The sequence below is a fragment of the Nostocoides sp. genome, assembly GCF_035343835.1.
GTDB lineage: Bacteria > Actinomycetota > Actinomycetes > Actinomycetales > Dermatophilaceae > Nostocoides_A > Nostocoides_A vanveenii.
Window position 1 is genome coordinate 34357 of record NZ_DAOQZV010000001.1, and the last position, 23162, is coordinate 57518.

At 69.5% G+C, this 23162-nt stretch carries 25 protein-coding genes; 17 read left to right on the forward strand and 8 right to left on the reverse strand.

Annotation, left to right across the window (positions count from 1 at the left end):
- Positions 1-1332: GH1 family beta-glucosidase (locus PKH97_RS00205; protein WP_324385375.1), on the reverse strand; the 1332-nt coding region annotated here is incomplete at its 3' end.
- Between the two features lie 27 nt (positions 1333-1359).
- Positions 1360-2634 carry an MFS transporter gene (locus tag PKH97_RS00210; RefSeq protein ID WP_324385376.1) on the reverse strand — a complete coding sequence of 425 codons (1275 nt, stop codon included), beginning with the start codon at positions 2632-2634 and terminating at the stop codon, positions 1360-1362.
- Between the two features lie 63 nt (positions 2635-2697).
- Here PKH97_RS00210 and PKH97_RS00215 point away from each other — a divergent pair, with 63 nt between their 5' ends.
- Positions 2698-3273 (forward strand): HIT domain-containing protein, encoded by a 576-nt coding sequence (locus PKH97_RS00215; protein WP_324385377.1) that lies wholly within the window; start codon positions 2698-2700, stop codon positions 3271-3273.
- A gap of 13 nt (positions 3274-3286) precedes the next feature.
- Here PKH97_RS00215 and PKH97_RS00220 read toward each other — a convergent pair whose 3' ends face one another.
- The 5 genes from PKH97_RS00220 to PKH97_RS00240 are packed head-to-tail and all read right to left on the reverse strand — an operon-like array spanning position 3287 to position 8082.
- A complete protein-coding gene (locus PKH97_RS00220) occupies positions 3287-4126 on the reverse strand; it encodes a transglutaminase family protein (protein ID WP_324385378.1) in 840 nt (279 codons plus the stop codon).
- A gap of 1 nt (position 4127) precedes the next feature.
- Complete coding sequence (locus tag PKH97_RS00225) at positions 4128-5048, reverse strand: alpha-E domain-containing protein (protein ID WP_324385379.1); 921 nt, start codon at positions 5046-5048, stop codon at positions 4128-4130.
- Positions 5042-6661 (reverse strand): circularly permuted type 2 ATP-grasp protein, encoded by a 1620-nt coding sequence (locus PKH97_RS00230; RefSeq protein WP_324385380.1) that lies wholly within the window; start codon positions 6659-6661, stop codon positions 5042-5044. Before PKH97_RS00230 ends, PKH97_RS00225 begins: the two co-directional genes overlap by 7 nt.
- Before the next feature lie 36 nt (positions 6662-6697).
- On the reverse strand, positions 6698-7594 hold the full coding sequence (locus PKH97_RS00235) for a hypothetical protein (protein WP_324385381.1): 897 nt from the start codon (positions 7592-7594) through the stop codon (positions 6698-6700).
- Entirely contained in the window at positions 7591-8082 is a 492-nt protein-coding gene (locus PKH97_RS00240) for a hypothetical protein (RefSeq protein ID WP_324385382.1), read from the reverse strand. Before PKH97_RS00240 ends, PKH97_RS00235 begins: the two co-directional genes overlap by 4 nt.
- 83 nt (positions 8083-8165) lie before the next feature.
- On the opposite strand from PKH97_RS00240, the gene pgsA reads away from it, so the two are divergent.
- The 6 genes from pgsA (at position 8166) to PKH97_RS00270 (ending at position 12875) form a co-directional block, all read left to right on the forward strand.
- The gene (gene pgsA, locus PKH97_RS00245; RefSeq protein WP_324385383.1) at positions 8166-8777 is read left to right on the forward strand and encodes a phosphatidylinositol phosphate synthase; all 612 of its coding nucleotides are present in this window, start codon (positions 8166-8168) and stop codon (positions 8775-8777) included.
- Entirely contained in the window at positions 8774-9703 is a 930-nt protein-coding gene (locus PKH97_RS00250; protein WP_324385384.1) for a phosphatidylinositol mannoside acyltransferase, read from the forward strand. Before pgsA ends, PKH97_RS00250 begins: the two co-directional genes overlap by 4 nt.
- Before the next feature lies 1 nt (position 9704).
- The gene (locus tag PKH97_RS00255) at positions 9705-10829 is read left to right on the forward strand and encodes a glycosyltransferase family 4 protein (RefSeq protein ID WP_324385385.1); all 1125 of its coding nucleotides are present in this window, start codon (positions 9705-9707) and stop codon (positions 10827-10829) included.
- Positions 10826-11404 (forward strand): hypothetical protein, encoded by a 579-nt coding sequence (locus tag PKH97_RS00260; protein WP_324385386.1) that lies wholly within the window; start codon positions 10826-10828, stop codon positions 11402-11404. The genes PKH97_RS00255 and PKH97_RS00260 overlap by 4 nt, the downstream gene beginning before the upstream one ends.
- Before the next feature lie 145 nt (positions 11405-11549).
- Complete coding sequence (gene pdxS, locus PKH97_RS00265; protein ID WP_324385387.1) at positions 11550-12461, forward strand: pyridoxal 5'-phosphate synthase lyase subunit PdxS; 912 nt, start codon at positions 11550-11552, stop codon at positions 12459-12461.
- An 81-nt stretch (positions 12462-12542) separates the two neighbouring features.
- Positions 12543-12875, forward strand: coding sequence for a TetR/AcrR family transcriptional regulator C-terminal domain-containing protein (locus tag PKH97_RS00270; RefSeq protein WP_324385388.1), 333 nt, complete (start codon positions 12543-12545; stop codon positions 12873-12875).
- 22 nt (positions 12876-12897) lie between these two features.
- Here PKH97_RS00270 and PKH97_RS00275 read toward each other — a convergent pair whose 3' ends face one another.
- The gene (locus tag PKH97_RS00275) at positions 12898-13581 is read right to left on the reverse strand and encodes a transcriptional regulator (RefSeq protein ID WP_324385389.1); all 684 of its coding nucleotides are present in this window, start codon (positions 13579-13581) and stop codon (positions 12898-12900) included.
- A gap of 201 nt (positions 13582-13782) precedes the next feature.
- Here PKH97_RS00275 and pdxT point away from each other — a divergent pair, with 201 nt between their 5' ends.
- The 10 genes from pdxT to PKH97_RS00325 form a co-directional block, all read left to right on the forward strand.
- Entirely contained in the window at positions 13783-14403 is a 621-nt protein-coding gene (gene pdxT / locus PKH97_RS00280) for a pyridoxal 5'-phosphate synthase glutaminase subunit PdxT (protein WP_324385390.1), read from the forward strand.
- A gap of 26 nt (positions 14404-14429) precedes the next feature.
- Positions 14430-15188: a YebC/PmpR family DNA-binding transcriptional regulator gene (locus PKH97_RS00285; protein ID WP_324385391.1), complete on the forward strand. Its 759-nt coding sequence runs from the start codon at positions 14430-14432 to the stop codon at positions 15186-15188.
- A 131-nt stretch (positions 15189-15319) separates the two neighbouring features.
- On the forward strand, positions 15320-15835 hold the full coding sequence (gene ruvC, locus PKH97_RS00290; RefSeq protein WP_324385392.1) for a crossover junction endodeoxyribonuclease RuvC: 516 nt from the start codon (positions 15320-15322) through the stop codon (positions 15833-15835).
- The gene (gene ruvA, locus PKH97_RS00295; protein WP_324385393.1) at positions 15832-16425 is read left to right on the forward strand and encodes a Holliday junction branch migration protein RuvA; all 594 of its coding nucleotides are present in this window, start codon (positions 15832-15834) and stop codon (positions 16423-16425) included. The genes ruvC and ruvA overlap by 4 nt, the downstream gene beginning before the upstream one ends.
- A 17-nt stretch (positions 16426-16442) precedes the next feature.
- Positions 16443-17537, forward strand: coding sequence for a Holliday junction branch migration DNA helicase RuvB (ruvB, locus tag PKH97_RS00300; RefSeq protein ID WP_324385401.1), 1095 nt, complete (start codon positions 16443-16445; stop codon positions 17535-17537).
- 280 nt (positions 17538-17817) lie between these two features.
- Entirely contained in the window at positions 17818-18162 is a 345-nt protein-coding gene (gene yajC, locus PKH97_RS00305) for a preprotein translocase subunit YajC (protein ID WP_324385394.1), read from the forward strand.
- 3 nt (positions 18163-18165) lie between these two features.
- Positions 18166-19992, forward strand: a complete 1827-nt coding sequence (gene secD / locus PKH97_RS00310; protein ID WP_324385395.1) for a protein translocase subunit SecD — start codon at positions 18166-18168, stop codon at positions 19990-19992.
- Positions 19989-21203 (forward strand): protein translocase subunit SecF, encoded by a 1215-nt coding sequence (gene secF / locus PKH97_RS00315; RefSeq protein ID WP_324385396.1) that lies wholly within the window; start codon positions 19989-19991, stop codon positions 21201-21203. The genes secD and secF overlap by 4 nt, the downstream gene beginning before the upstream one ends.
- Entirely contained in the window at positions 21200-21724 is a 525-nt protein-coding gene (locus tag PKH97_RS00320; protein WP_324385397.1) for an adenine phosphoribosyltransferase, read from the forward strand. Before secF ends, PKH97_RS00320 begins: the two co-directional genes overlap by 4 nt.
- Before the next feature lie 198 nt (positions 21725-21922).
- On the forward strand, positions 21923-23162 hold a 1240-nt coding region (locus tag PKH97_RS00325; protein ID WP_324385398.1), incomplete at its 3' end, for a RelA/SpoT family protein.

Sequence of the window (23162 nt, forward strand, 5' to 3'; positions counted from 1 at the left end):
GCGGGTGCGGCGGATGAAGTCGGCGTACCAGTCGAAGGACGTCCGCGGGGTGCGCGCCAGGGTGTCGAAGTCGATGTGCACCAGGCCGAAGCGCTTGGTGTAGCCCTCGGCCCACTCGAAGTTGTCCAGCAGCGACCAGCAGAAATAGCCCGCGACGTCGACCCCCTGCGCCCGCGCATCGGCGACCGCGCCCAGGTGGCTGCTCAGATAGTCGATCCGCCCCGGGTCGGCCGCCACGCCGTCGGCATCCGGCGCCGCTCCGTAGGCGCAACCGTTTTCGGTGATGTGGATCGGCGGGATGTCCGGGTAGCGCTCCTTCATCTGGACGAGCACCTCCGTCAGGCCGGCAGGCACCACCGGCCACCCGAAGTCGGTGACCGGGTAGCCCTCGATCTGATGCATGGAGAAGGGCAGCCCACCGGCGGCGCCATAGGTGTCGTCGCCCGTGCCCGGAGCGCCGACGAGGGTCGGGTTGTAATAGTTGAAGCCGTAGAAGTCCAGCGGCGCACTGATCAGTTGCAGGTCGTCCGCGACCGGACCGGGCACCAATTCGGCGAAGGGCGCCGGATAGGACCCGAGCAGGATCGGGTCGGCGAACATCCGGTTGTGCAAGGTGTCGTAGAGCCCCGCGGCCGTCTGGTCGGCGTCGGCGTCGGACGCCACCCAGACCGGCGTGTGGTTATTGGCGCAGCCCACCGCCGCAACCCCCGCAGCCCGCAGTGCCGCAACGGCAAGTCCGTGCCCCAGCATCAGGTGGTGATAGACCGGCAGCGCGCCCATCCCCAAGGCGCGACCGGGTGCGTGGAGGCCGAGGGCATAGCCGAGGTTGGCGTGGACGACCGGCTCGTTGACCGGCATCCACATCGCGACTCGGTCGCCGAGCCGGTCGGCGAGCACGCCGGCATACATCCCGAAGGCCTCGGCCGTCGAGCGCGACAGCCACCCGCCCTCGGCCTCCAAGGTCGAGGGCAGGTCCCAGTGGAAGAGCGTGGCCGCGGGCTTGATTCCCTTGGCGCACAACGCATCCACCAACCTGTCGTAGTAGTCCAGACCGGCCTGGTTGATCGGGCCACGCCCCTGTGGCAGCACGCGCGACCACGACACCGAGAAGCGGTAGGCCGCGACGCCCAGCTGCGCCATCAACTCCACATCTTCGGCATACCGGTGATAGCTGTCGCACGCGACGGCCCCGGAAGAGCCGTCGACGATCACTCCCGGCCGGTCGCAGAAGTCGTCCCACACGCTGCGCCCGCGGCCCTCCGCATCGACGGCCCCCTCGATCTGATAGCTCGCCGTCGACACGCCGAAGAGGAAGTCAGCAGGCAGGGACATGGCACGACCTTTCGTCACAGGCGTTCATCACGAGACCGACCGGATCCGGCGGACCAGTAGCGCGCCGACCAGCCCGACCACGGCGGCGACGACATACAGGGCACGATAGCCCGTTGCCCGGGTGGCGAAGAGGGCGAGGACCGGAGCCGCGATAACGGGCGCCAGCACCTGCGGCAGGGCGTTGGCGATATTGATGACCCCGAGATCTCGCGCCCGGTCAGCAGCCGCCGGCAGCACCTCGGTGATGAGTGCGAAATCGACGGCGGCATAGACCCCGAAGCCCAGCCCGAGCAGCACCGCCGCACCCACCGCGCCCGGCCAGGTCGGCCGGAAGGCGAGGAAGAGGCAGGCCGCCGTCATCACCACGCCCGCGACGATGACGAAGATCTTGCGCTTGCCCAGCCGGTCCGACGCGATCCCGGACACGACCGCGGTCAGGCACAGGGCGCCCGCATAGATCAACACCAGGATGAAGACGTGCCCTTCTGGGTCGTCGACGCGGACCACATCGGTGAGGAAGTAGAGCAAATAGAGCGTGCCGATGGCGTTCGCGACGTTCATCAGGAAGCGGGTGCCCCACGCCCACGCGAAGTCCGGGTGGGCCCGGGGGCTGACCCAGAAGCCCCGGACGAAGGCACCCAACGCCAATGGCCCGCGCTGGTCGTCGCGCAGCGGCCGATCGCCGCTGCGCACCAGGAACAGGGACACCGTGACGATCACGAGGGCGGCGAGAGCCGCATACCCCGCCCGTATGCCGCCCGCGGCCGTCGCGACGCCGGTCCCGACCACGACCCCCATGGTCTGGGCTAGGCCTACCCAGCCGCTGACGAAGCCGCGCTGCTGCTCTGGGACCTGGTCGGGGACGCACGCGGTCAGCGCCGCGACCACACCATTGAGGCACAACTGCACGGCCGCCCACCCCACCACCACCATCGCCACCGACGACGCTGCGCTCAGCACCAGCAGCGCGAGAGCGCCGGCCAGCGCGCCACCGGCGATCCAGGGCAGCCGCCGCCCGAAGCGGGAGCCGGTCCGGTCGGAAAGTGCCCCCCACAGGGGCGTGCCGACCGTCGACATCAGCGCGCCCACCCCGGTCACCAGCGCCAGCACACTCTCCTTATGCGTCGGCGCGAAGTCGGCGATCTGCCGGGCAAGCAGGACCTGCAGCGGGCCGAAGAAGCCGGCATACAGCCCGATCGAGGCGATCGTGAGTCGAGAGACCCAGCCACTCGAGACAGGCACCTGGGGCTCGGCGAGGGCATCAAGCCCGGTCGGGGCGCCGGCGGGCGCGGGGAGCGTCATACCCGGGGAGCATCGTGGATGGTTACCGGTGAGTCAAGAAGCGGGGACGCCTAGGATTCCTGCATGGCCAGCCAGGACCCAACAGGGCTTCCACCGACCGGGGCCGCCGCCGAGCCCGGTGGCGATTTCGCCGGGTCGCAGGACGGCTTCGAGCGGCTCTGGACGCCACACCGGCTGGCCTACATCACCGGCGAGCGGCCGAGCGAGGGCGCCGGCGAGGGTTGCCCGTTCTGCGCGGCACCCGGCCGAGGCGATCGCGACGGGCTGATCGTCCACCGCGGCGAGACCTGCTTCGTGGTGATGAACCTCTTCCCCTACAACCCCGGTCACGTGCTGATCTGCCCCTACCGGCATGTCTCGCTCTATGTCGACCTGACCGACGAGGAGACCGTGGAGTTCACCGCGCTGACCAAGGCCGCGATCGCCGCCTTGCAAACCGCGTCGAATCCGCACGGCTACAACATCGGGATGAACCAGGGCGCGGTCGCCGGTGCCGGGGTAGCTGCCCACCTGCACCAGCACATCGTTCCGCGCTGGGCCGGCGACGCGAACTTCCTGCCGATCGTGGGTCAGACCAAGGCGTTGCCAGCGCTGCTCGAAGACGTCCGCACCCAAATCGCCGAGGCGTGGGCTCGCTGACGCGGGCCGCCGGTCACGCGAGGCGGGTAAAGGTGACCGCCACGGTCAGGATCGCCGTGCCGGCGCCGGAGTAGACCCCCTTGAAGGGCGACACGTCGTCATAGTCCCGGCCGCGGGCGACCACGACATGGTCGGCGCCCACGGGCGCGCCATTGGTCGGGTCGATCGGGATCCAGCCACCGTCCCAGAGCTCGACCCAGGCGTGGCTCTCGCCCGTGGCGGTGTCGCCGACCTCGGCGTCGCGCTTGGGGACGAGATAGCCGGAGACATAACGCGCCGGTATGCCGAGGCTGCGCAGGGCGCCGATCGTCACGTGCACGAAGTCCTGGCACACCCCGGACTTCTCCGCCCAGGCCTGCTCGCCAGAACTCTGCACGCCCGTCACCCCGGCGCGATAGGTCATCTCCGCACGCAGCTGCTCGGCGAGGGCGAGGGCCGCGTCGCGGGGTGTGGCCCGGTCGCGCACTCCGGCCGCCAGGTCCGCAATGCCCGCGCCCGGACGGGTGCGCGAGGTGACCATCAGCCACTCGAAATGCCGGTCCTGGACCGTGGGGTCGGCCAGCGCCGCCCACCCCGGCGAGAACGGCCACTCAGCGGGATCGGCGCGTTCGACCGTGGAGATCGCCTCGATGGTCAGCCGGTCATGGGCGGGCAGGCTCTCCATCGAGGTCACATGGGTCCCGAAGTGGTCGCGATAGACCGTGCTCCAGGTCAGCGGCCGGATCCGGATGCGGTTCTCCAGGGTCGTCTGCCCCGGCTCGTTGATCGGCGTCATCCGCAGCTCGTTGTGCGACGAACGGACGGGCACGTCATACGTCAGCGTCGTCGTATGCAGGATGCGATAGCGGCGCATGTCAGATCAGTTCCTCGGTCCATTCGGGCAGCGGCCCAGTCTGAAAGTAGCGGCTGCCGACGGCGAAGGCCGCGGCCGTGACCGCCAGCTGCACCCGTTGCATCTGTCCGGGCAGATCGTGCAGCACCTCAGCGACGGGACGGAACTCCAGCTCGGTGCGGACCCGGCCCAGCTGGCGACGCGCCTCGTCGGTGATCGCGGTGCGGCCGTCCTGGGGATCCAGGGCAGCGAGCCGGCCCTCGGCCTCGCGCAGCGCGAAATAGACCGACCTGGGGAAGGCCCGGTCGAGCACGAGGAAGGCAGCCGCCCGGTCGTCGGAGAGCAGGCCGCGTTGACTGCGCATGAAAGCCTGATGCGCGCCGCAACTGCTGAGCACGACCGACCACGGGGCACCGCCACGCGGCAACCCCCCGGCAGCCACCAGGCGCGCCGTCATATCGGCGCGCTCGAGGCTGCGGCCCAGGACGAGGAAGTCCCAGGCCTCGTCGTGGCTCATCGTGGAGTCGGCCACGCCGGAGATCAGGGCGGCGCGCTCGCGGGTCCAGGACAAATGCCGCTCGGTGACGGTGGACTGTCCGAAGTTGTGCCAGCGATGCCAGGTGGTGTTGATGGCCTCCCAGAGCTCGGTCGAGAGCGTCTCGCGCGCCCGGCGAGCGTTCTCGCGAGCAGCCGTCCAGGCGCCCCCGATCGAGCTGGAATGACCCGCGTCGAAGACGAGCAGTTGCCCGACCTCGGCGTATCCAGCGCCGTCGGCGTGCGTCGCCCCCATGACGGCCAATGTCGTGCGGGAGACCTCCTTCTCATTCGCACCCGGGTCTTCCAGCAACTGCAGGCGCAGGACGTCGACGATCCGGGCCGTGCCGTCGGCGCGCTCGATGTGCCGGCCGATCCAGAAGAGCGACTCGGCGATCCGGCTCAGCATGGGGCGCCGCCTTCGGTGATCCGGGTCTGTTGTTGTTGCTGCTGTTGGGCGCGCATCGAGTCCTCGGGGGACGCGGTCGGGGCGCTCATCACGACGACTTCGCGCATCTCGGCGCCCGCACGCAGCGGCTCGGGGGACGAGGTTCGGGTGTCGCGGCCGGCGAGCACCCAGGTGTCTTTGGACCCGCCACCCTGGCTGGAGTTGACGACGAGCTCGCCCTCGGGAAGGGCCACGCGGGTCAACCCGCCGGGCAGGACGCGGATGCGCTCGCCGTCGTTGACGGCAAAGGGCCGCAGGTCGACGTGCCTGGGGACAAGCGCGCCGTCGATAAAGGTGGGGACGGTCGAGAGCTGGACAACGGGCTGGGCGATCCAGCCGCGCGGGTCGCCCTCGAGCGCCGCCCGCAGGGTGTCGAGAGTCGCGCCGTCGGCGCGGGGGCCGACCACCAGGCCCTTGCCGCCCGAACCGTCCACGGGTTTGACGACCATCTCATCGAGATGGTCCAGCACATGGGCGAGGGCGCCCGGTTCGGCGCACCGGTGGGTCTCGACATTGGGCAGGATCGGGTCCTCGCCGAGATAGAAGCGGATCAGATCCGGCACGTAGGTATAGATCAGCTTGTCATCGGCCACCCCATTGCCCAGGGCATTGGCCACGGTCACCCGGCCCGCGCGCATCGCCGAGACCAGGCCGGCACACCCGAGCACCGAGTCACCGCGGAAGTGCACCGGGTCGAGGAAGTCGTCATCGACCCGGCGATAGATGACATCGACCGGGCGGTCGCCGTGGGTGGTGCGCATACGCACCTGACCGCTGACGCACACCAAGTCACGGCCCTCGACGAGTTCGACGCCCATCATCCGGGCCAGCAAGGCGTGCTCGAAGTAGGCCGAGTTATAGACGCCCGGGGTGAGCACGACGACGGTCGGGTCGGTCGCGCCGTCGGGGGCGGCCCGGCGCAGGGCGGCGAGCAGCATACGGGGGTAGTCGCTGACCGGGCGGATCCGCATGGTCGAGAAGGCCTCGGGGAAGACATTGGCCATGGCTCGCCGGTTGGCGATGACATAGCTCACCCCAGAGGGCACCCGGACGTTGTCCTCCAGCACGCGAAAGACGCCGGCCTCGTCCCGGATCAGGTCGACCCCGGAGACGTGGACGCGCACCCCATTCGTCGGCCGGATGCCCATGACCGCGCGGTGGTAGTGGGTCGAGGAGGCGATCAGGCTCCACGGCACGACGCCCTCGTGGACGCAGCGGGGCACATCGCCCTCGCGGGAGTACACGTCGTCGAGAAATGCCTCCAGGGCCGAGACCCGTTGCGCTACACCGGATTCGATGATCTGCCATTCGTGCGCCGAGAGCACCCGGGGAACGGCGTCCAGCGGGAAGGGACGCTCCACCCCGGCATGGTCGAAGGTGACGCCCTGGTCGATGTAGTTGCGGGCGAGCGTGTCGGCGCGGTCCTTCAAGGTCCCGGCGCTGATCGACCGCAAGGTGTGGTGGACGGCTTTGTAGGGCGTGCGCGGTACCCCGTCCTCGGCGACCATCTCATCCCAAGCGGCGCCCCTGCGATAGCCGTCGAAAAGGCTCACGGGCGACGTCGGCTCGGTCATGGTGAGCAAGCCTAGGGATGACGAGTGACCTCGGGGTCACCGCGATGTGACGGGATTGTTTCGGCCGATGCGCGCAGTGCGGCGGGACGCGACATACGGCGCGATGCGCTCCAGCGGCATGAAGGCGAACAGGCAGACGACCAAGGGCAGGAAGTGGATACGCAGCAAGTAGTAGGTGCTGGCGTGGAAACCGAGGAAGAAGAGCAAGCCGGCGGCGAGTGCCCGGCCTCGCAACCACAACAACGCGGGGGAGCAGGATTCCGCAACGAGGATGAGCCATTGGAGGGCGTGGGTCAGGGTGGGGTGCGAGGCGATCCAGGGCGCCAGACCGTTCGGGCGCCGGGTCAGCGCCCAGATCAAGGTCGAGCCATTGGCCCAGCCCCAGGTGCCGAAGCGCATCTTGGCCCAGGCGCTGAGGAAGTAGATGGCGACCGCGGATATCTGGATCATCCGGATCGCCCACCCGGCAGCCTCCGTGCGCACGTCGACATCGCGATACCGCGCCCGGCCGACCGTGGGCAGCACGAAGAGCGCGATGATCAACGCATAGTGATCGTGATCGATCTTGCTGTAGGAGAAGGCATTCGAGATCCAGTCGAGCATCCCGAACGCACAGATCAGGCCGGCGATCCGCGGCAGACGGCCGGTTGCGGCCACGAGGGCCGAGAGCAGGATGACGGCCAAGAGGACGCGGACGTAGACCGGGCTCGGGGCGGGCAGATGCAGCACCTGACGGACGAGCACCGGGTGGTAGAGCTCGACTGGGACCCAGCCGTGCGGGATCGGATCGGTGACGACCACGAGGACGTCGAAGACGACATAGAGATAGATCAGGGTGCGCAGCCACGCCACCCTCGCCAGCGCGACCGGAGCGAACAGCCAAGGTCGCAGGCCCGTCGCGCGGGCCCGGCTCCCCGTCGCCGGCGCGGTCACGGCCGCCCGTCCCAGGACTCGGGATCCTGCGGATCGCGGACCGGCCAGGAGGCGAGATCGATGATCTTCTCGGTGCGGGCCGCGTCCAGACGGGTCTGCCGGTTGCGCAGATAGACGGCCGTATAGCGCGGCGCGTCCGGCTCGCGGCGGGCGCGCAGGATGGCGATGGCCTGCATCCGGCTCGGCTCGCGGATGAAGCTGGGCAACTGGCCCTCGATCTCCGAGCGCTCGATGCCCAACCCCTGAGCGCTCAGCGCGACCCGCTCCAGGGTGCCGTCGGTCAGCCGGGCTTCCATGAACGGGCTGTTGACGATGCCTGCTTGGCCGTTTTGGACGAGGAAGGCGTACTGCGACATGGGTGCGAAGGGCCACCACTGGTCATTCCCGACGGCTGTCCCTGCCCAGACGCCGACGGTCAACGCCGCGGTCACAACAACCCGCCAGCCCACGGCGGTGGGGGTCAACCGGCCCCGGCTCCCCTCCTGCATACGGGCATGGTGTCATGGCACGGCGCGCGGACCGTGGCACCTACGGCGCGCGGGGGGTGCCCGTCGTTACGCTGTGAGCCACCATGCTCAATCGATATGCGCGGGCCTTTTTCACCAAGGTCTTCACCCCGGTTGCCAGGCTCTTCCTCGCGCTCGGCATCTCACCCGACGTCGTCACCATCGTCGGGACGCTCGGCGTGTGCTTCGGAGCGCTGGCCTTCTACCCGCGGCACGAGTTCTTCATCGGGACCCTGGTCATCACGGCCTTCGTCTTCTCCGACACCGTCGACGGCGTGATGGCGCGGATGTCCGGCCGCTCGGGTAAGTGGGGCGCGTATCTCGATTCCACCCTCGACCGGATGGGCGACGCAGCGATCTTCGGCGGCCTCGTCCTGTGGTATGCCGGTGGCGGCGACGACAACCTGATGGCGGCCCTGGCGCTGGCCTGTCTGATCCTCGGCAGCGTGGTCTCCTACGCCAAGGCGCGCGCCGAAGGCCTCGGTATGACCGCGAATGTCGGCATCGCCGAGCGCGCCGACCGGCTGGTCGCCACCCTGGTCACCACCGGCCTGGTCGGCCTCGGGCTGCCCGAGATCGTGCTGGCGACCGTGCTGGCCCTGCTCGCCCTGGCCAGCCTGATCACCGTGATCCAGCGCATGTGGGCGGTGCGCGTCCAGGCCCTCGCGGAGCTGTGAGCCGCGCGGGCGACCTGCTGACGGTCGCGGGGTTCCGCCTAGGGTGGGCGGTGGTGCGCGCGTTGCCGGAGGGCGCGGCATACGGGCTCTTCGACCGGGTCGCCGATGTGACGGTGCGCCGCGGCGGGACCGGGGTGCGGCGCCTACGCGCGAACTATGCCCGGGTGCGGCCCGACCTCGACGACGTGGAGTTGGACGCTCTGGTGCGGCGCGGGATGCGGGCCTACTTGCGCTACTACTGCGAGGCCTTCCGGCTGCCGGCCATGAGCGCCGCGGACGTGGACGCCAAGGTCACGGTGGCAGGGGAGGGGCCGGTGCGGGCGGTGCTCGCGGGGGGCGGGCCGGTCGTGTGCTTCCTCGGGCATCTGGGCAACTGGGATCTCGCGGGCGCCTGGTGCTGCCGGGCGCTCGGGCGCGTCGTGACGGTCGCGGAGCGGCTGGAGCCGGAGGCGGTTTTCGCGGAGTTCCTCGACTTCCGCACGATGCTCGGTATGACGATCCTCCCCCTGACCGGGGGCGGTGACGTCTTCGCGGGGTTGCGCCGCGAAGCCGTCGGACCGGTGGTCGTGCCTCTGCTCGCGGACCGGGACCTGACCGGCGGCGGGGTGGAGGTGGTCTTCTGCGGACAGCCGGCGCGGATGGCGATCGGGCCCGCTGCGCTGGCGCTCGCGGTGGGTGCGCCGCTCTTTCCGGTGACCATCCGGCATACGCGCCGCGGGCGGGGGTGGGGCATCGACATCCGTTTCCACGACCCGGTCGCCGTGCCGGCCGAGGGGACGACGCGGGAGCGCGCCCACACGATGACGCAGCGATGCGCGGACGCGCTCGGCGCCGTCGTGGCCGACGATCCGAGCGATTGGCATATGTTGCAACGAGTTTTCGTGGACGACCTCGATCCCGTTCGCGGGTTGGGAGAGGATCGGTGACATGCGCATCGGCCTGGTCTGCCCCTACAGCTGGGATGTCCCCGGCGGCGTGCAGTATCACGTGCGTGGCCTCGCGGGGTGGCTGCGACAGCGCGGTCACGAGGTGCGGGTGCTGGCCCCGGCCGAGGACGAAAGCGACCTCCCGGACTATCTGACGTCGTGTGGTCGGGCCGTACCGGTCCGCTACAACGGGTCGGTCGCGCGGCTGACCTTCGGGCCGGTCACCGCGGGACGGGTCTCGCGCTGGTTGTCGGAGGGGGACTTCGACGTGGTCCACCTCCACGAGCCCATGACGCCGAGCGCAAGCGTGATCGCCCTGTGGGCAGCGACGGGGCCGATCGTGGCGACCTTTCACACCTCCACCCTGCGCTCGCGAGCGATGCTCGCCGCCCATCCACTGCTGCGACCCTCGCTCGAGAGGATCACTGGCCGGATCGCGGTCTCCGAGGATGCGCGACGGACTGTGCGCCGGCATATCGGCGGCGACGCGGTCGTGATCCCCAATGGCGTGGACGTCGCGCAGTTCGCGGGGGCGACGCCCCGGCCGGAGTGGGCGGGTAGCCCGGGGCGGCCGACGATCGGCTTCCTCGGGCGGATCGCCGAGCCGCGCAAGGGTTTTGCGGTGCTGGCCGAGGCCTTCGACGCCTTGCTCGCGGCGATCCCGGGCGCGCGGTTGCTGGTCGCGGGCCCAGGGGAGCCGGCGGAGGTGGCCGGACTGATGACGGCGCGCGTCGCCGCGGCGACGGAGTTCCTCGGCGCGGTGGACGACGCGACCAAGGCCGATCTTCTCGCCTCGATCGATCTGTATGCCGCGCCCAATACCCACGGGGAGAGCTTCGGGATCGTGCTGGTGGAGGCCATGGCTACGGGGACGCCGGTGGTCGCCAGCGACCTACCGGCCTTTATCAGCGTTCTCGGCGAGCGACCCGGCGGTCGGGTCTTCCCAACTGCGGACCCCGCGGCCCTGGCTCGGGTGATCGTCGACTTGATCCGGTCCCCGGGAGAGTTGAGGGCGCTGGGCGAGCGCGCGGCCAGCCGGGCCGGTGCCTTCGACTGGGACCGGGTCGGCCGCGACGTGGTCGCCGTCTACGACACCGTGACCGTTGCGGCTGAGGCTGTGCGATGAGCGCGCGCGAGATCCTCGAGATCTGCCTGGTCCTGGTGCTGGCGGTCGCCTGGTATCTGTCCTACACAGCCGCCCGGCTCGACCGGCTGCACACGCGCGTCGAGGGGGCGGTGTCCGCGCTCGATGCCAGTCTCGTGCGCCGAGCCGAGGCCAGCCTGGAGTTGGCCAACACCGGGGTGCTCGACCCGGCCTCCTCGATGCTGCTGGCCGCGGCGGCCTCGGATGCGTTGGAGCGCACGACCGAGCACGTGGGCGCGGACCTGCTCGACGGTCAGCATTTCGGACGGCGCGAGGATGTCGAATCCCAATTGACCGCGGCCCTGGCCGCGACCATGACGGCCGATGTCCGCGCCGGCCTGACGGCGGACGACGGACCGGCAGGGGATGCCTGGGAGCGGGTGCTGGCGGCAGGTCGCCGGGCTCAGTACGCCCGGAACTTCCTCAACCAGGCGGTGCGCGATGTGCGCCGGGTCCGCCGCAAGGGTGTCGTGCGGGTCTTCCACCTGGCCGGGTATGCCGCCCTGCCGGACTTCGTCGAGTTCGACGACGCGCTGCCGGGCGATCCGGCGCCCTGACTACTGGATCGCCACAGTCGATGGGCGCAGGCGCGCGCGCCTCGACATTCGCGCGGCCCGCGGGGCGCGGCATACACTCTGGAGGTTCCGGGGCCGCCTCCTGGCGGGCCCACCCCATCCCTGAGAACGATCGAGGCGCACGGTCATGGCCGACACCACCACACCCACCAGCGGTGCCGAGACCGGCACCGCTCGCGTCAAGCGCGGCATGGCCGAGATGCTCAAGGGCGGCGTCATCATGGACGTCGTCACCCCCGAGCAGGCGCGCATCGCCGAGGATGCCGGCGCGGTGGCGGTCATGGCCCTAGAGCGAGTGCCCGCCGACATCCGGGCCCAGGGCGGCGTGTCGCGGATGAGCGACCCCGACATGATCGACGGCATCATCGCGGCGGTGTCCATTCCGGTGATGGCCAAGGCCCGCATCGGACACTTCGTCGAGGCCCAGGTTCTGCAGGCGCTGGGCGTCGACTACATCGACGAGTCCGAAGTGCTGACTCCGGCCGACTACGCCAACCACATCGACAAGTGGGCCTTCACGGTGCCCTTCGTCTGCGGGGCGACCAACCTCGGCGAGGCGCTGCGACGCATCACCGAGGGGGCGGCCATGATCCGCTCCAAGGGCGAGGCCGGCACCGGCGATGTCTCGAACGCCACCACCCACATGCGCAAGATCCGCGGCGAGATCCGCCGCCTGCAGAATCTCCCCGAGGACGAGCTCTTCGTGGCCGCGAAGGAGTTGCAGGCCCCGTATGAGCTGGTCAAGGAGGTCGCGCAGGCGGGCAAGCTGCCGGTCGTGCTGTTCACCGCCGGCGGCATCGCCACCCCGGCGGACGCGGCGATGATGATGCAGCTCGGCGCCGAGGGCGTCTTCGTCGGCTCCGGGATCTTCAAGTCCGGCAACCCGGCCCAGCGCGCCGAAGCCATCGTGAAGGCGACCACCTTCTTCGACGACCCCGACATGATCGCCAAGGTCTCGCGCGGCCTCGGTGAGGCGATGGTCGGCATCAATGTCGATGAGATCCCGCAGCCGCACCGACTGGCCGAGCGCGGCTGGTAAGGGTCCGATCGCGTCCGGCATCGTTCGCGACCCGGCCGTAGATGTCACCCAGTCGCCCCGCCGATAGGCAGTCCGCTCGCCATGGCTAGGGTTATAGGCCGCGGCCAGCCATTGGATGGGTGTCTCGCCGCCCCCGAGGTCGCGCACGATGGTCGGGCCGGCGATCGAGGTGACCAGGGCATCGAGCAAATCCATGATCTCCGCGGCGAGGAGGACGCCCGGCGCCGCCCACCGCAGGACGTATGCCGTTGTGCCCTGATCGGGGCCGCGTCGCCGACGCTCCCGGCCGATCGCTATCCCAATCTGCCGGCGATCGTCGGGGCGATGACCGCCGGCGGCGGCGACGAACGCTTCGCCTTCGGCGTCGAAGTCTTCATCGCTGGGCTCGCCGCCCGGGCCGGACGGGCGCCCTGACCGATCGCCGGGCCGCCGGCCCTCAGCCTCCCAGCAGCGCCGCCAGATTCCTGCGGTATGCCGTGAAGGCCGCCCGCCCGCCGTCGGTGACGTGGGCGGTCGTCACCCGTCCCGTCTTGACCGTTTCGACGTAGCCGGCCTCTTCGAGCTTGCGCAGGTGGGTGATCAGATTGCCCGGCGTGAGTTCTAGGAGGCCCTGTAGCCGCGCGAAGGACATAGTGTCGCCTGCCGGAAGCTCGGTCAGGATCACCATGAGCCGCAGCCGGACCGGGACGTGGATGACCGGGTCGAGGTCGGTCGCCGGCGGCGTCTCCCGTGTCATCGCCGCGTCACCGTCAGCCACCCGGACGCCGCCAGGAACCCGCCGCCCCCAAGGACGGCACGGATGAGCGCGGCGGGGACCGGGCCCGCGAAGCCCGCCCCTGCGGCGACGATGAGAAGCCAGGCGCCGCCTGCGCACCTGGAGCCAGATGACGCCGATGCCGATGGCGGCGGCGACCGTGACGAGCGCAGCGAGGACGGACCCGATGCCGAGGACTGTGCCGAGCCGGTGTCCGGCCTGGCCCCAGCCGAACCAGGCGATCGCCGCACCGGCGAGGATAGCTGCGCAGAGGGCGTTGTCCTTCGCGGCGGAGCCGCGCGGGGACGGGCCGGTCGGCGTGGTGCGCAGGTGGGCGTGGGTCGTGCTCGTGGTGAGATCGGTCATCTGTGGTCTCCTGACTTTGCGGCACAAACTTTGCACGGCAAAGCTCGCCTACTTTGCGAGGCAAAGTCGAGGATCGTCTGCCGCGCGTCTTCTCCGGTGAAGGCAGCGGGGACTGGTCAGTAGACTGCCGGCTGTGTCCGGCCGATCCCAAGCGCAGGTGCTGCCAGGAGTAGACGTCACCCTGGCGAGCCCCTCGCCCGCATGACGACGATCGGGGTCCTCGCGGTCCAGGGCGATGTCCGAGAGCACGTCGATGTGCTGCGCAGCCTCGATGTCGACGTTGTGACGATCCGCCGCCCGCAGGAGGTCGCCCGGATCGATGGCCTCATCATCCCCGGTGGCGAGTCGACGACCATGGACAAGCTCGTGCGTGCCTTCGCCCTCGACGACCCGCTCCGGGAGCGGCTTGCGGCGGGGATGCCGGCCTACGGCTCGTGCGCGGGGATGATCATGCTCGCCGATCGGATCGAGGGCGGGCGCGCCGACCAGCAGACTCTCGGCGGCCTTGATATCACCGTGCGCCGCAACGCCTTCGGCCGCCAGGTGGACTCCTTCGAGGCGGATCTCCACATCCGGGAACTCGGCCCCGAGCCGCTGCGCGCCGTGTTCATCCGCGCCCCCTGGGTCGAGGCGGTCGGCCCGCACGCGAGCGTCCTCGCGCGGGTCGAGGCAGGACCGGCCACCGGCGCGGTGGTGGCGGTCCGGCAGGGTAGTCTCCTGGCGACGTCCTTCCACCCGGAAGTCACCCGCGATCACCGCATCCACCAGCTCTTCGTCCGCATGGTCGAGGGCCGGCCGGTACTATCGCCCGACAGCCCGTAACAACCCGACTTTCTCGAAGGTGACGCATGTCCGGCCACTCCAAATGGGCCACTACGAAGCACCAGAAGGCCGCCAAGGACGCCAAGCGCGGCAAGCTCTTCGCCAAGCTGATCAAGAACATCGAGGTCGCGGCGAGGAGTGGCGGCGGCGACCCGGACGGCAACCCCACCCTCTGGGATGCGATCTACAAGGCCAAGAAGTCCTCGGTCCCCAATGACAATATCGACCGCGCCGTCAAGCGCGGCTCCGGTGCCGAGGCCGGCGGCGCGGACTGGCAGACGATCATGTATGAGGGGTATGCCCCCGGCGGCGTCGCGCTCCTGATCGAGTGCCTCACCGACAACCGCAACCGCGCGGCGGCCGAGGTGCGCACGGCGCTGACCCGCAACGGCGGCAACCTCGCCGACCCAGGCTCGGTGGCCTACATCTTCAATCGCAAGGGCGTCGTGATCGTCCCTAAGGGCGAGAAGAGCGAGGACGACATCCTCGAGGTCGTCCTGGACGCCGGAGCCGAAGAGGTCAACGACAACGGCGACTCCTACGAGATCGTCTCCGAGGCCTCGGACTATGTCGGCGTGCGCAACGCCCTCAAGGACGCCGGCATCGACTACGACTCCGCTGAAGCTTCCTTCGTCCCCAACCTGCAGGTCCCACTCGACCTCGAGGGCGCCAAGCGGATGATCCGCGTCATCGACGCCCTGGAGGACTCTGACGACGTCCAGAACGTCTTCGCCAATGGCGACATCTCCGACGAGGTGCTCGCGGAACTCGACGCCGAGGACTGAGCGACGCCGGCATACGGGCCGCGGGCGTGTTGACGGCATACCGGAGGCTCGTATCGCGTACGGTGGGCTACCGAACAGGTGTTCGGTGGCCCACGCGCAATTGCGCCGTCGAACTCACGAAGGAGGCAGCCATGCGAGTGCTGGGTGTCGACCCGGGTTTGACGCGGTGCGGCCTCGGCGTCGTCGACGGCAGTGCCGGCCGGGCCCGGATGATCGCCGTCGGCGTCGTCCGCACGCCCAGCGACGCGGAGCCGGGGGAGCGACTGGCCTATCTCGAGACTCAGTTGGGGGAGTGGCTGCGGCGTTTCAGTCCCGATGTCGTTGCGGTAGAACGGGTTTTCGCCGATGCCAATGTCGCATCCGTCATGACCACGGCCCACGCAACCGCCATCGCCCTGCTCACCGCGCACAAGCACGGCGTGCCGATCGTCTTTCACACGCCGACCGAGGTCAAGGCCGCCGTGACCGGGAGCGGGCGCGCCGAGAAGGCCCAGGTCACCACCATGGTCACCAAGATCCTGCGCCTGGACGAACCGCCCCGCCCGGCCGACGCGGCCGACGCCCTCGCGCTGGCCATCTGCCATGCCTGGCGAGGCAGCGCGGCCGCGCGCGTCGCCGCCGCACTGACCCCCGGAGGTATGCCGTGATCGCCAGCATCACCGGAACCATCGAGCACGTCGGCCTCGATCGGCTGGTCTTGCGCGTGGGCGGAGTGGGGCTGCTCGTCCATACGACCCCCGCGACGGCCGCCACCCATCGGGCCGGGACCGAAGCGTCGCTCGCGACCAGCCTCGTGGTGCGCGAGGACAGCCTGACGCTCTTCGGCTTCGGGACGGCGGGCGAACGCGAGATGTTCGAGACCGCGCAGACGGTGACCGGTGTCGGCCCGCGGCTCGCGCTGGCCATTCTGTCCGTCTTCAGCCCGGTGGAGCTAGCCGTTGCGATCGGTGCCGGCAATATCACCGCGCTCACCAAGGTGCCCGGTGTCGGCCGCAAGGGCGCCGAGCGCCTCATCCTGGAGTTGCGTGACAAGGTCGGTATGCCGTCACCCGCCGACGCGCCCGGCCTGCCCACCGCCGGGGCGCACGACCGCGACCAGGTCGTCGAGGCACTCGTCGGGCTGGGCTGGACGCAGAAGGCCGCCGGCGACGCCGTGGACAAGGTCGCTGCCGCCGACAATGCGCCGACCGAAGTGGCCGCCTTGCTGCGCGCGGCCTTGCGAGAGTTGGGCCGGTGAGCGGTTTCGCCAGCGAGATCCGGGAGGGCGCACCCGAGTCGGACGACGCTCGCTCGCCGGAGTCGAGCCGGGTCGTGGATCCGGCGCGCGAGAACGACGAGCAAATCGTCGAGGCCGCGCTGCGACCGAAGCGGCTAGCGGACTTTCCCGGGCAGCCGCGGGTGCGCGACCAACTCGACCTGGTGCTGCGGGCCGCCCGCCAACGCGGCACGGCGCCGGATCACATCTTGCTCTCGGGGCCGCCCGGGCTGGGCAAGACCACGCTCGCGATGATCGTCGCGGCCGAGTTGGAGCAGCCGATCCGGGTCACCAGCGGTCCGGCCATCCAGCACGCCGGCGACCTGGCCGCGATCTTGTCCTCGCTGGCCGAGCACGAGGTGCTCTTTCTCGATGAGATCCATCGGATGTCCCGGGCCGCCGAGGAGATGCTCTATTTGGCGATGGAGGACTTCCGGGTCGACATCATCGTCGGCAAGGGTCCCGGCGCGACGGCGATCCCGCTGGAGTTGCCGCCCTTCACCGTCGTCGGTGCGACCACCCGGGACGGCCTGTTGCCTGCGCCCTTGCGCGACCGCTTCGGCTTCACCGGCCGGCTCGACTTCTACGACCCGGCCGATCTGGCCCGGATTCTGCGCCGTTCCGCCGGGTTGCTGGCCGTTCAGATCGACGACGACGCGGTGGTCGAGATCGCCGGCCGATCGCGCGGCACCCCGCGCATCGCCAACCGGCTGCTGCGCCGGGTGCGCGACTGGGCACAGGTGCACGGCGACGGGCGGATCGACCGGGGGGCCGCCGCGGCGGCGCTGGATCTCTTCGACGTCGATCCCGTGGGCCTGGACCGCCTCGACCGTGCGGTGCTCGATGCGTTGTGCCGCAAATACGGCGGCGGCCCGGTCGGCATCACCACGCTCGCCGTCGCCGTCGGCGAGGAACCCGACACCGTCGAGACGGTGGCCGAGCCCTACCTCGTGCGCCAGGGCTTCCTCGAGCGGACGGCCCGCGGACGCACCGCCCTGCGTGCGGCGTGGACGCACCTCGGCCTCACACCGCCGCATACGGCCATCGGCCAGGACGTCCTGCCGTTCGACGGCGCCGCCACCCGCTTCGAGTGACCGGCCTGTTCCTAAACCCTGCTAGGCGCACTTAGGTCACGTTCAGCATGGTCGAACCTGCTGCAGGTGACCTAAACCCTGCTAGCAGACTTTAGGGACAGGGGGAACCACGGGCTCGGGCGGGCCGTTCACCTCGGCGGACGCCACCGATGGCCGTATGCCGCCCACTCGCCGACGCGGGGTCGGCATTCGTCCCGCTGCGGGGGCGTCGCCTAGACTCCGTCGGTGGCTCCCGCGTGAGCCGTCGATTCCGCACGCCTGACACCAAGGATTTCTCACGATGCATACGGGCTTGGCCACCGCCACCCAATCGGGCTCGGGCATGGGCAGCGTGCTTCTGCTTCTCCTGCCGCTCGTCCTGCTCTTTGTCCTGATGTTCTCCCAGCGCCGCCGCACCCAGGCGCTCAAGAATGTCCAGGCGTCCATCGGGGTGGGCGATGAGGTGGTGACGACGTCGGGCATGATCGGACGGGTTGCCGCGCTGGACGGTCAGGTCACCACGCTCGAAGTTGCCCCGGGTGTGCGCGTTCGCTTCGACCGCCGCGCGATCGGGTCGCGCTACCAGCCCGCGCCCCCGACCGGCCCCCTCGACCAGACCGGACCCGTCGATCAGGGGAGCAATTGACCCATGGCTCGTGCATCGACGCGCCCGACGCGCGGTCGCCCCGATGGTGCCGTCCGCACCCTTGTCACCTTCTTCGTGATGGTCGCAGCCCTGGCCGCTGTGCTCGGCGGCGCCGTGTGGAAGAGCACTGCCCAGTGGACACCGAAGCTCGGTCTCGACCTCGAAGGGGGCACCCAACTCGTCCTCAAGCCTCGGCTCGTCGGCGACCAGACGGTCACGTCGCAGCAGGTGGCCCAGGCCCGCGACATCATCGCCGAACGTGTCGACTCCCAGGGCGTCAGCGGCGCCGAGGTCACCACGCAGGGCGCGGACAATATCGTCGTCAGCATGGCGGGTGACCCCACCCGGCAGCAGGAGGACAGCCTGCGGCGATCGTCGGCCCTGCAGTTCCGGCCGGTCCTGACGGTGGCTGCTGGGACGCCTGCACCCACCCCGACGTCGACCTCGACCGGTTCGTCGACGTCCACCGGCACATCGACCAGCACCTCGACGGCGACCTCGACCGCCCCCAAGACCGGCGCGAATGCAGGCACCGGCACGTCGACCGGCACCGCGTCGTCGAACGAGCGCAAAGCCGCAACGACCGGATCGTCCACCACCAGCACGTCGGCCTCCAGCACCGACAAGAGCACGAGCAGCGCGTCGGGGAGCGCCACGTCGTCGGCCACCCCCTCGGGCACGCCGACCAGCGCGACCGACCAGGCCTGGGTGACCCCCGGGCTGACTACTCAGTTCGACGCGCTCGACTGCAGCAAAGACGGCGTGCTCGACACGATCATCGATGACCCGGCCAAGCCCTTGGTTACCTGCAGCACCGACAAGACGGCCAAATACATCCTCGGCCCGGTCGCCGTCGGCGGCGCCGATATCACCGACGCCCAGGCGGGCTACCGCCTCGCGCAGAACGGCCAGCCGACCAATGTCGTGGAGATCCAGCTTTCGCTCGACTCCAAGGCGACCAAGACCTATGGCGACCTGAGCATCGAGATGCTCAACCTGCCCAGCCCCCGCAACCAGCTCGCGTCGGTCCTGGACTCCAGCGTGATCATCGCCCCGCAGTTCAACGAGCCGATCACCAACGGCCAGGCCTCGATCACCGGCGGATTCACCTTCCAAGAGGCGCAGGAACTCGCCAAACAGCTGAAGTTCGGCTCGCTGCCGATCTCCTTCGACCTGCAGACGCGCACCCAGATCAGCCCGACCCTGGGTGAGGAGCAGTTGCGTCTGGGCATCCTCGCCGGGCTCGTCGGACTGGTGCTCGTTGTCCTCTACTCCCTCTTCCAGTACCGCGCCCTCGGCCTGGTCACGGTCGCCTCGATCGTCATCGCGGCCCTGCTGACCTATCTGACGATCGCCATCCTCGGCTGGGCGCAGAACTACCGCCTGGACATGGCCGGCGTGACCGGCCTGATCGTGGCCATCGGTGTCACCGCCGACTCCTTCATCGTCTACTTCGAGCGCATCCGCGACGAGGTCCGCGACGGCCGCACCCTGCGGACCGCGGTGGACACCGGCTGGAAGCGCGCCAAGCGAACCATCGTGGTCGCCGATGGCGTGAACTTCCTCGGCGCCCTGGTGCTCTACCTGCTCGCCTCGTCCAGCGTCCGCGGCTTTGCCTTCACCCTCGGCCTGACGACCCTCATCGACATCCTGGTGGTCTTCGTGTTCACGCACCCGGTGGTCTCGCTGCTCGCCCGGCGCAAATTCTTCGCCGACGGGCACAAGTTGTCGGGCCTAGATCCCGAACGCTTGGGCGCCAAGGTCCGGTATGCCGGCCGTGGCCGTATCTCCGCACCTCGCCGCGCCGCGGCTGAAGGAGGCCAGGCATGACGAGCTTCGCCCAGTTCGGCAACGATCTCTACACCGGCAAGCGGTCGATCGACTTCATCGGCCTGCGCCGCCGCTGGTATGCCCTGTCGGCCATCGGCCTGCTCCTCGCGGCCCTCGGTCTCGGCGTGCGCCACCTCAACCTCGGTCTGGAGTTCACCGGCGGCTCGGAGTTCCGGGTCTCGACGACCTCGGTGCCGGCCAACTACGAGCAGGTCGCGAGCGACACGCTCAGCAAGGTCGCGCCCGGCCACGAGGCCGGCGTCACCAAGCTCGGCAGCGACACCATCCGCCTGCAGACCGAGAAGCTCAGCGACGCCCAGAGCAATGACGTCCGCGACGCCCTCGCGACCGCCTTCAACACCCCGCAGGAGAAGGTCAGCGCCAACTTCATCGGACCGTCCTGGGGACAATCGGTCAGCAAACAGGCGCTGAAGGCGCTCATTGTCTTCCTGGTTCTGGTCTCGCTGGTCATGGCGATCTACTTCCGCACGTGGAAGATGTCGGTCGCGGCCCTCGTCGCGTTGATTCACGACATGGTCTTCACCGTCGGCATCTATGCCCTGACCGGCGTGGAGGTCTCCCCGGCGACCATGATCGGCTTCCTGACGGTGCTCGGCTACTCCCTCTACGACAACGTCGTGGTCTTCGACAAGGTCCGGGAGAACACCCAGGAAGCCTTCGCCAATCGCCGCATGTCGTATGAGCGGGCGGCCAACCTCGCGGTCAACCAGACCCTCGTGCGCTCGATCAACACCACGGTCGTCGCCCTGCTGCCGATCGCCGCGGTGCTCGTCATCGCCTTCACCAAGCTCGGCCCGGGCACGCTGCTCGACCTCGCGCTCGCCCTGTTCATCGGTATGGCCGTCGGTGCCTACTCCTCGATCTTCATCGCGACGCCGCTGCTCGTCACCATGCGCAGCCGGGAGGACGACGTCGTCAAGCTCGCGAAGCAGGCGGCGCGCGCCGAGACCAAGGCCGCGACCCGCGCCGCCGTCCCCGCCGCGTCGACAGCCCCGGCTGCGCCCATCCAGCCGTATGCCGGCGCCCCCACTACCGCGACCGCCCTCGCCGACGATCCGGCGGATGACGTGCGTGACGCCGCCACCGGTCAAGCGCCCGCGGGTGGCACCATCACCGGCCGGCAGGTCCACAAGTACGCCCAGCAGGGTCCGCGCAATCAGCCGCGCCGACAGCCGAAGTCCAAGCGTTGAGCGCCATCGCGGCCATCGTGGCCGGGTCACTGCGGGATGTTCCGGACTTCCCGAGCCCAGGCATCCTGTTCAAGGACATCGGTCCGTTGATCGCCGATCCGGTCGCCTTCGCCGCGGTCATCGAGCACTGGCGTGCACGGCATACGGGCCGTGTGGAGGTGATCGTCGGCATTGATGCGCGCGGCTTCATCTTCGGTGCCGCCCTGGCGCACGCGCTCGGGACCGGCTTCGTGCCGGTGCGCAAGGCGGGCAAGCTGCCCGGCCCGACGATCGAGCGCAGCTACGACCTGGAATACGGCAGCGCGACGCTGGCCATCCAGGTCGGGGCGATCAGCGCTGGTCAGCGCGCTTTTGTCGTCGATGACGTCTTGGCCACTGGCGGCACCGCCGAGGCGGCATGCCGGTTGGTCGAGGAGGTCGGCGCCGAGGTCGCCGGCATCGGGATCGTGCTCGAACTCGCCGGCCTCGGTGGTCGTCCGCGCCTGGCCGAGTGGGATCTGGAGACCCTCGCTACTGCCTGACCGGGCGATCGTCGAGCGCAGCGAGCTTGATCGTCCGGAACGACGCTGGCGTGAGCGGAGCGAACTCCGTCCCCGGGTCTCAGCGACCGAGCGGAGCGCAGGTCGATGACCGGGCGATCGTCGAGCGCAGCGAGCTTGATCGTCCGGAACGACGCTGGCGTGAGCGGAGCGAACTCCGTCCCCGGGTAAAGTCTGTTCATGGACGAGGACGGCGGTGCCGGCACTGGCACGACGAGCACGGTCACCACGGCGCGGGGACGCGCGCGGGCCCGGCTTGAGCGCTTCAGCCGCCCGCGCTCGGCGAGCATCAACCCGACACTAGAGCCGCTCTTCACGCTGGTTCGCGCCAGCCATCCACGCGCCGACCTGACCATCATCGAGCGGGCCTACGAGGTCGCGGAACTTGCGCACCGGGGGCAGATGCGCAAGTCCGGGGATGCCTACATCACGCACCCGCTGGCGGTCACGACCATCCTGGCCGAGTTGGGCATGACGCCCGAGACCCTGGCGGCCGCGCTCCTGCACGATGTCGTCGAGGACACCGACTACCCGTTGGCGGAGATCGAGCGCGAGTTCGGCCCCGACGTGGCGCACATGGTCAACGGTGTCACCAAGCTCGACAAGGTCAAGCTGGGTGAGGCCGCAGCCCAGGCCGAGACGCTGCGCAAGATGGTCGTGGCGATGGCCGGCGACATCCGCGTGCTCGTCATCAAGCTGGCCGACCGGCTGCACAATGCGCGGACCTGGCAATACGTCCCGGCCGCGTCCGCGGCGAAGAAGGCCAACGAAACCCTCGACATCTACGCGCCCCTTGCCCACCGGCTGGGGATGAACACCATCAAGTGGGAGTTGGAGGATCTCTCCTTCAAGACGCTCTATCCGAAGGTCTACGAGGAGATCAAGCGCCAGGTCGGGGAGCGTGCGGGGGAGCGGGCGGAGTATCTCGCCCTGGTCCAGCAGCAGGTCGAGGCCGACCTCGCCGACGCACGGGTCAAGGCCAAGGTGACCGGCCGGCCCAAGCACTACTACAGCGTCTACCAGAAGATGATGGTCGGCCAGCGGACCTTCGACGATATTCACGATCTCGTCGCGCTGCGGGTGCTGGTGGACACCAGCCGCGACTGTTATGCCGCGCTCGGGGCGCTGCATGCGCGATGGAAGCCCATTGCCGGGCGCTTCAAGGACTACATCGCCATGCCCAAGTTCAATATGTACCAGTCTTTGCATACGACGGTGATTGGGCCGAGCGGGCGGCCGGTGGAGATTCAGATCCGCACCTGGGATATGCACCGCCGGGCCGAATACGGGGTGGCCGCGCACTGGAAATACAAGGAGAACAAGTCCACCGGTCGCAATGAACTCGCGAGCGAGACCGGGCCGATTGCCGATATGCAGTGGCTCAAGCAATTGCTCGACTGGCAGAAGGAGACCGAGGATC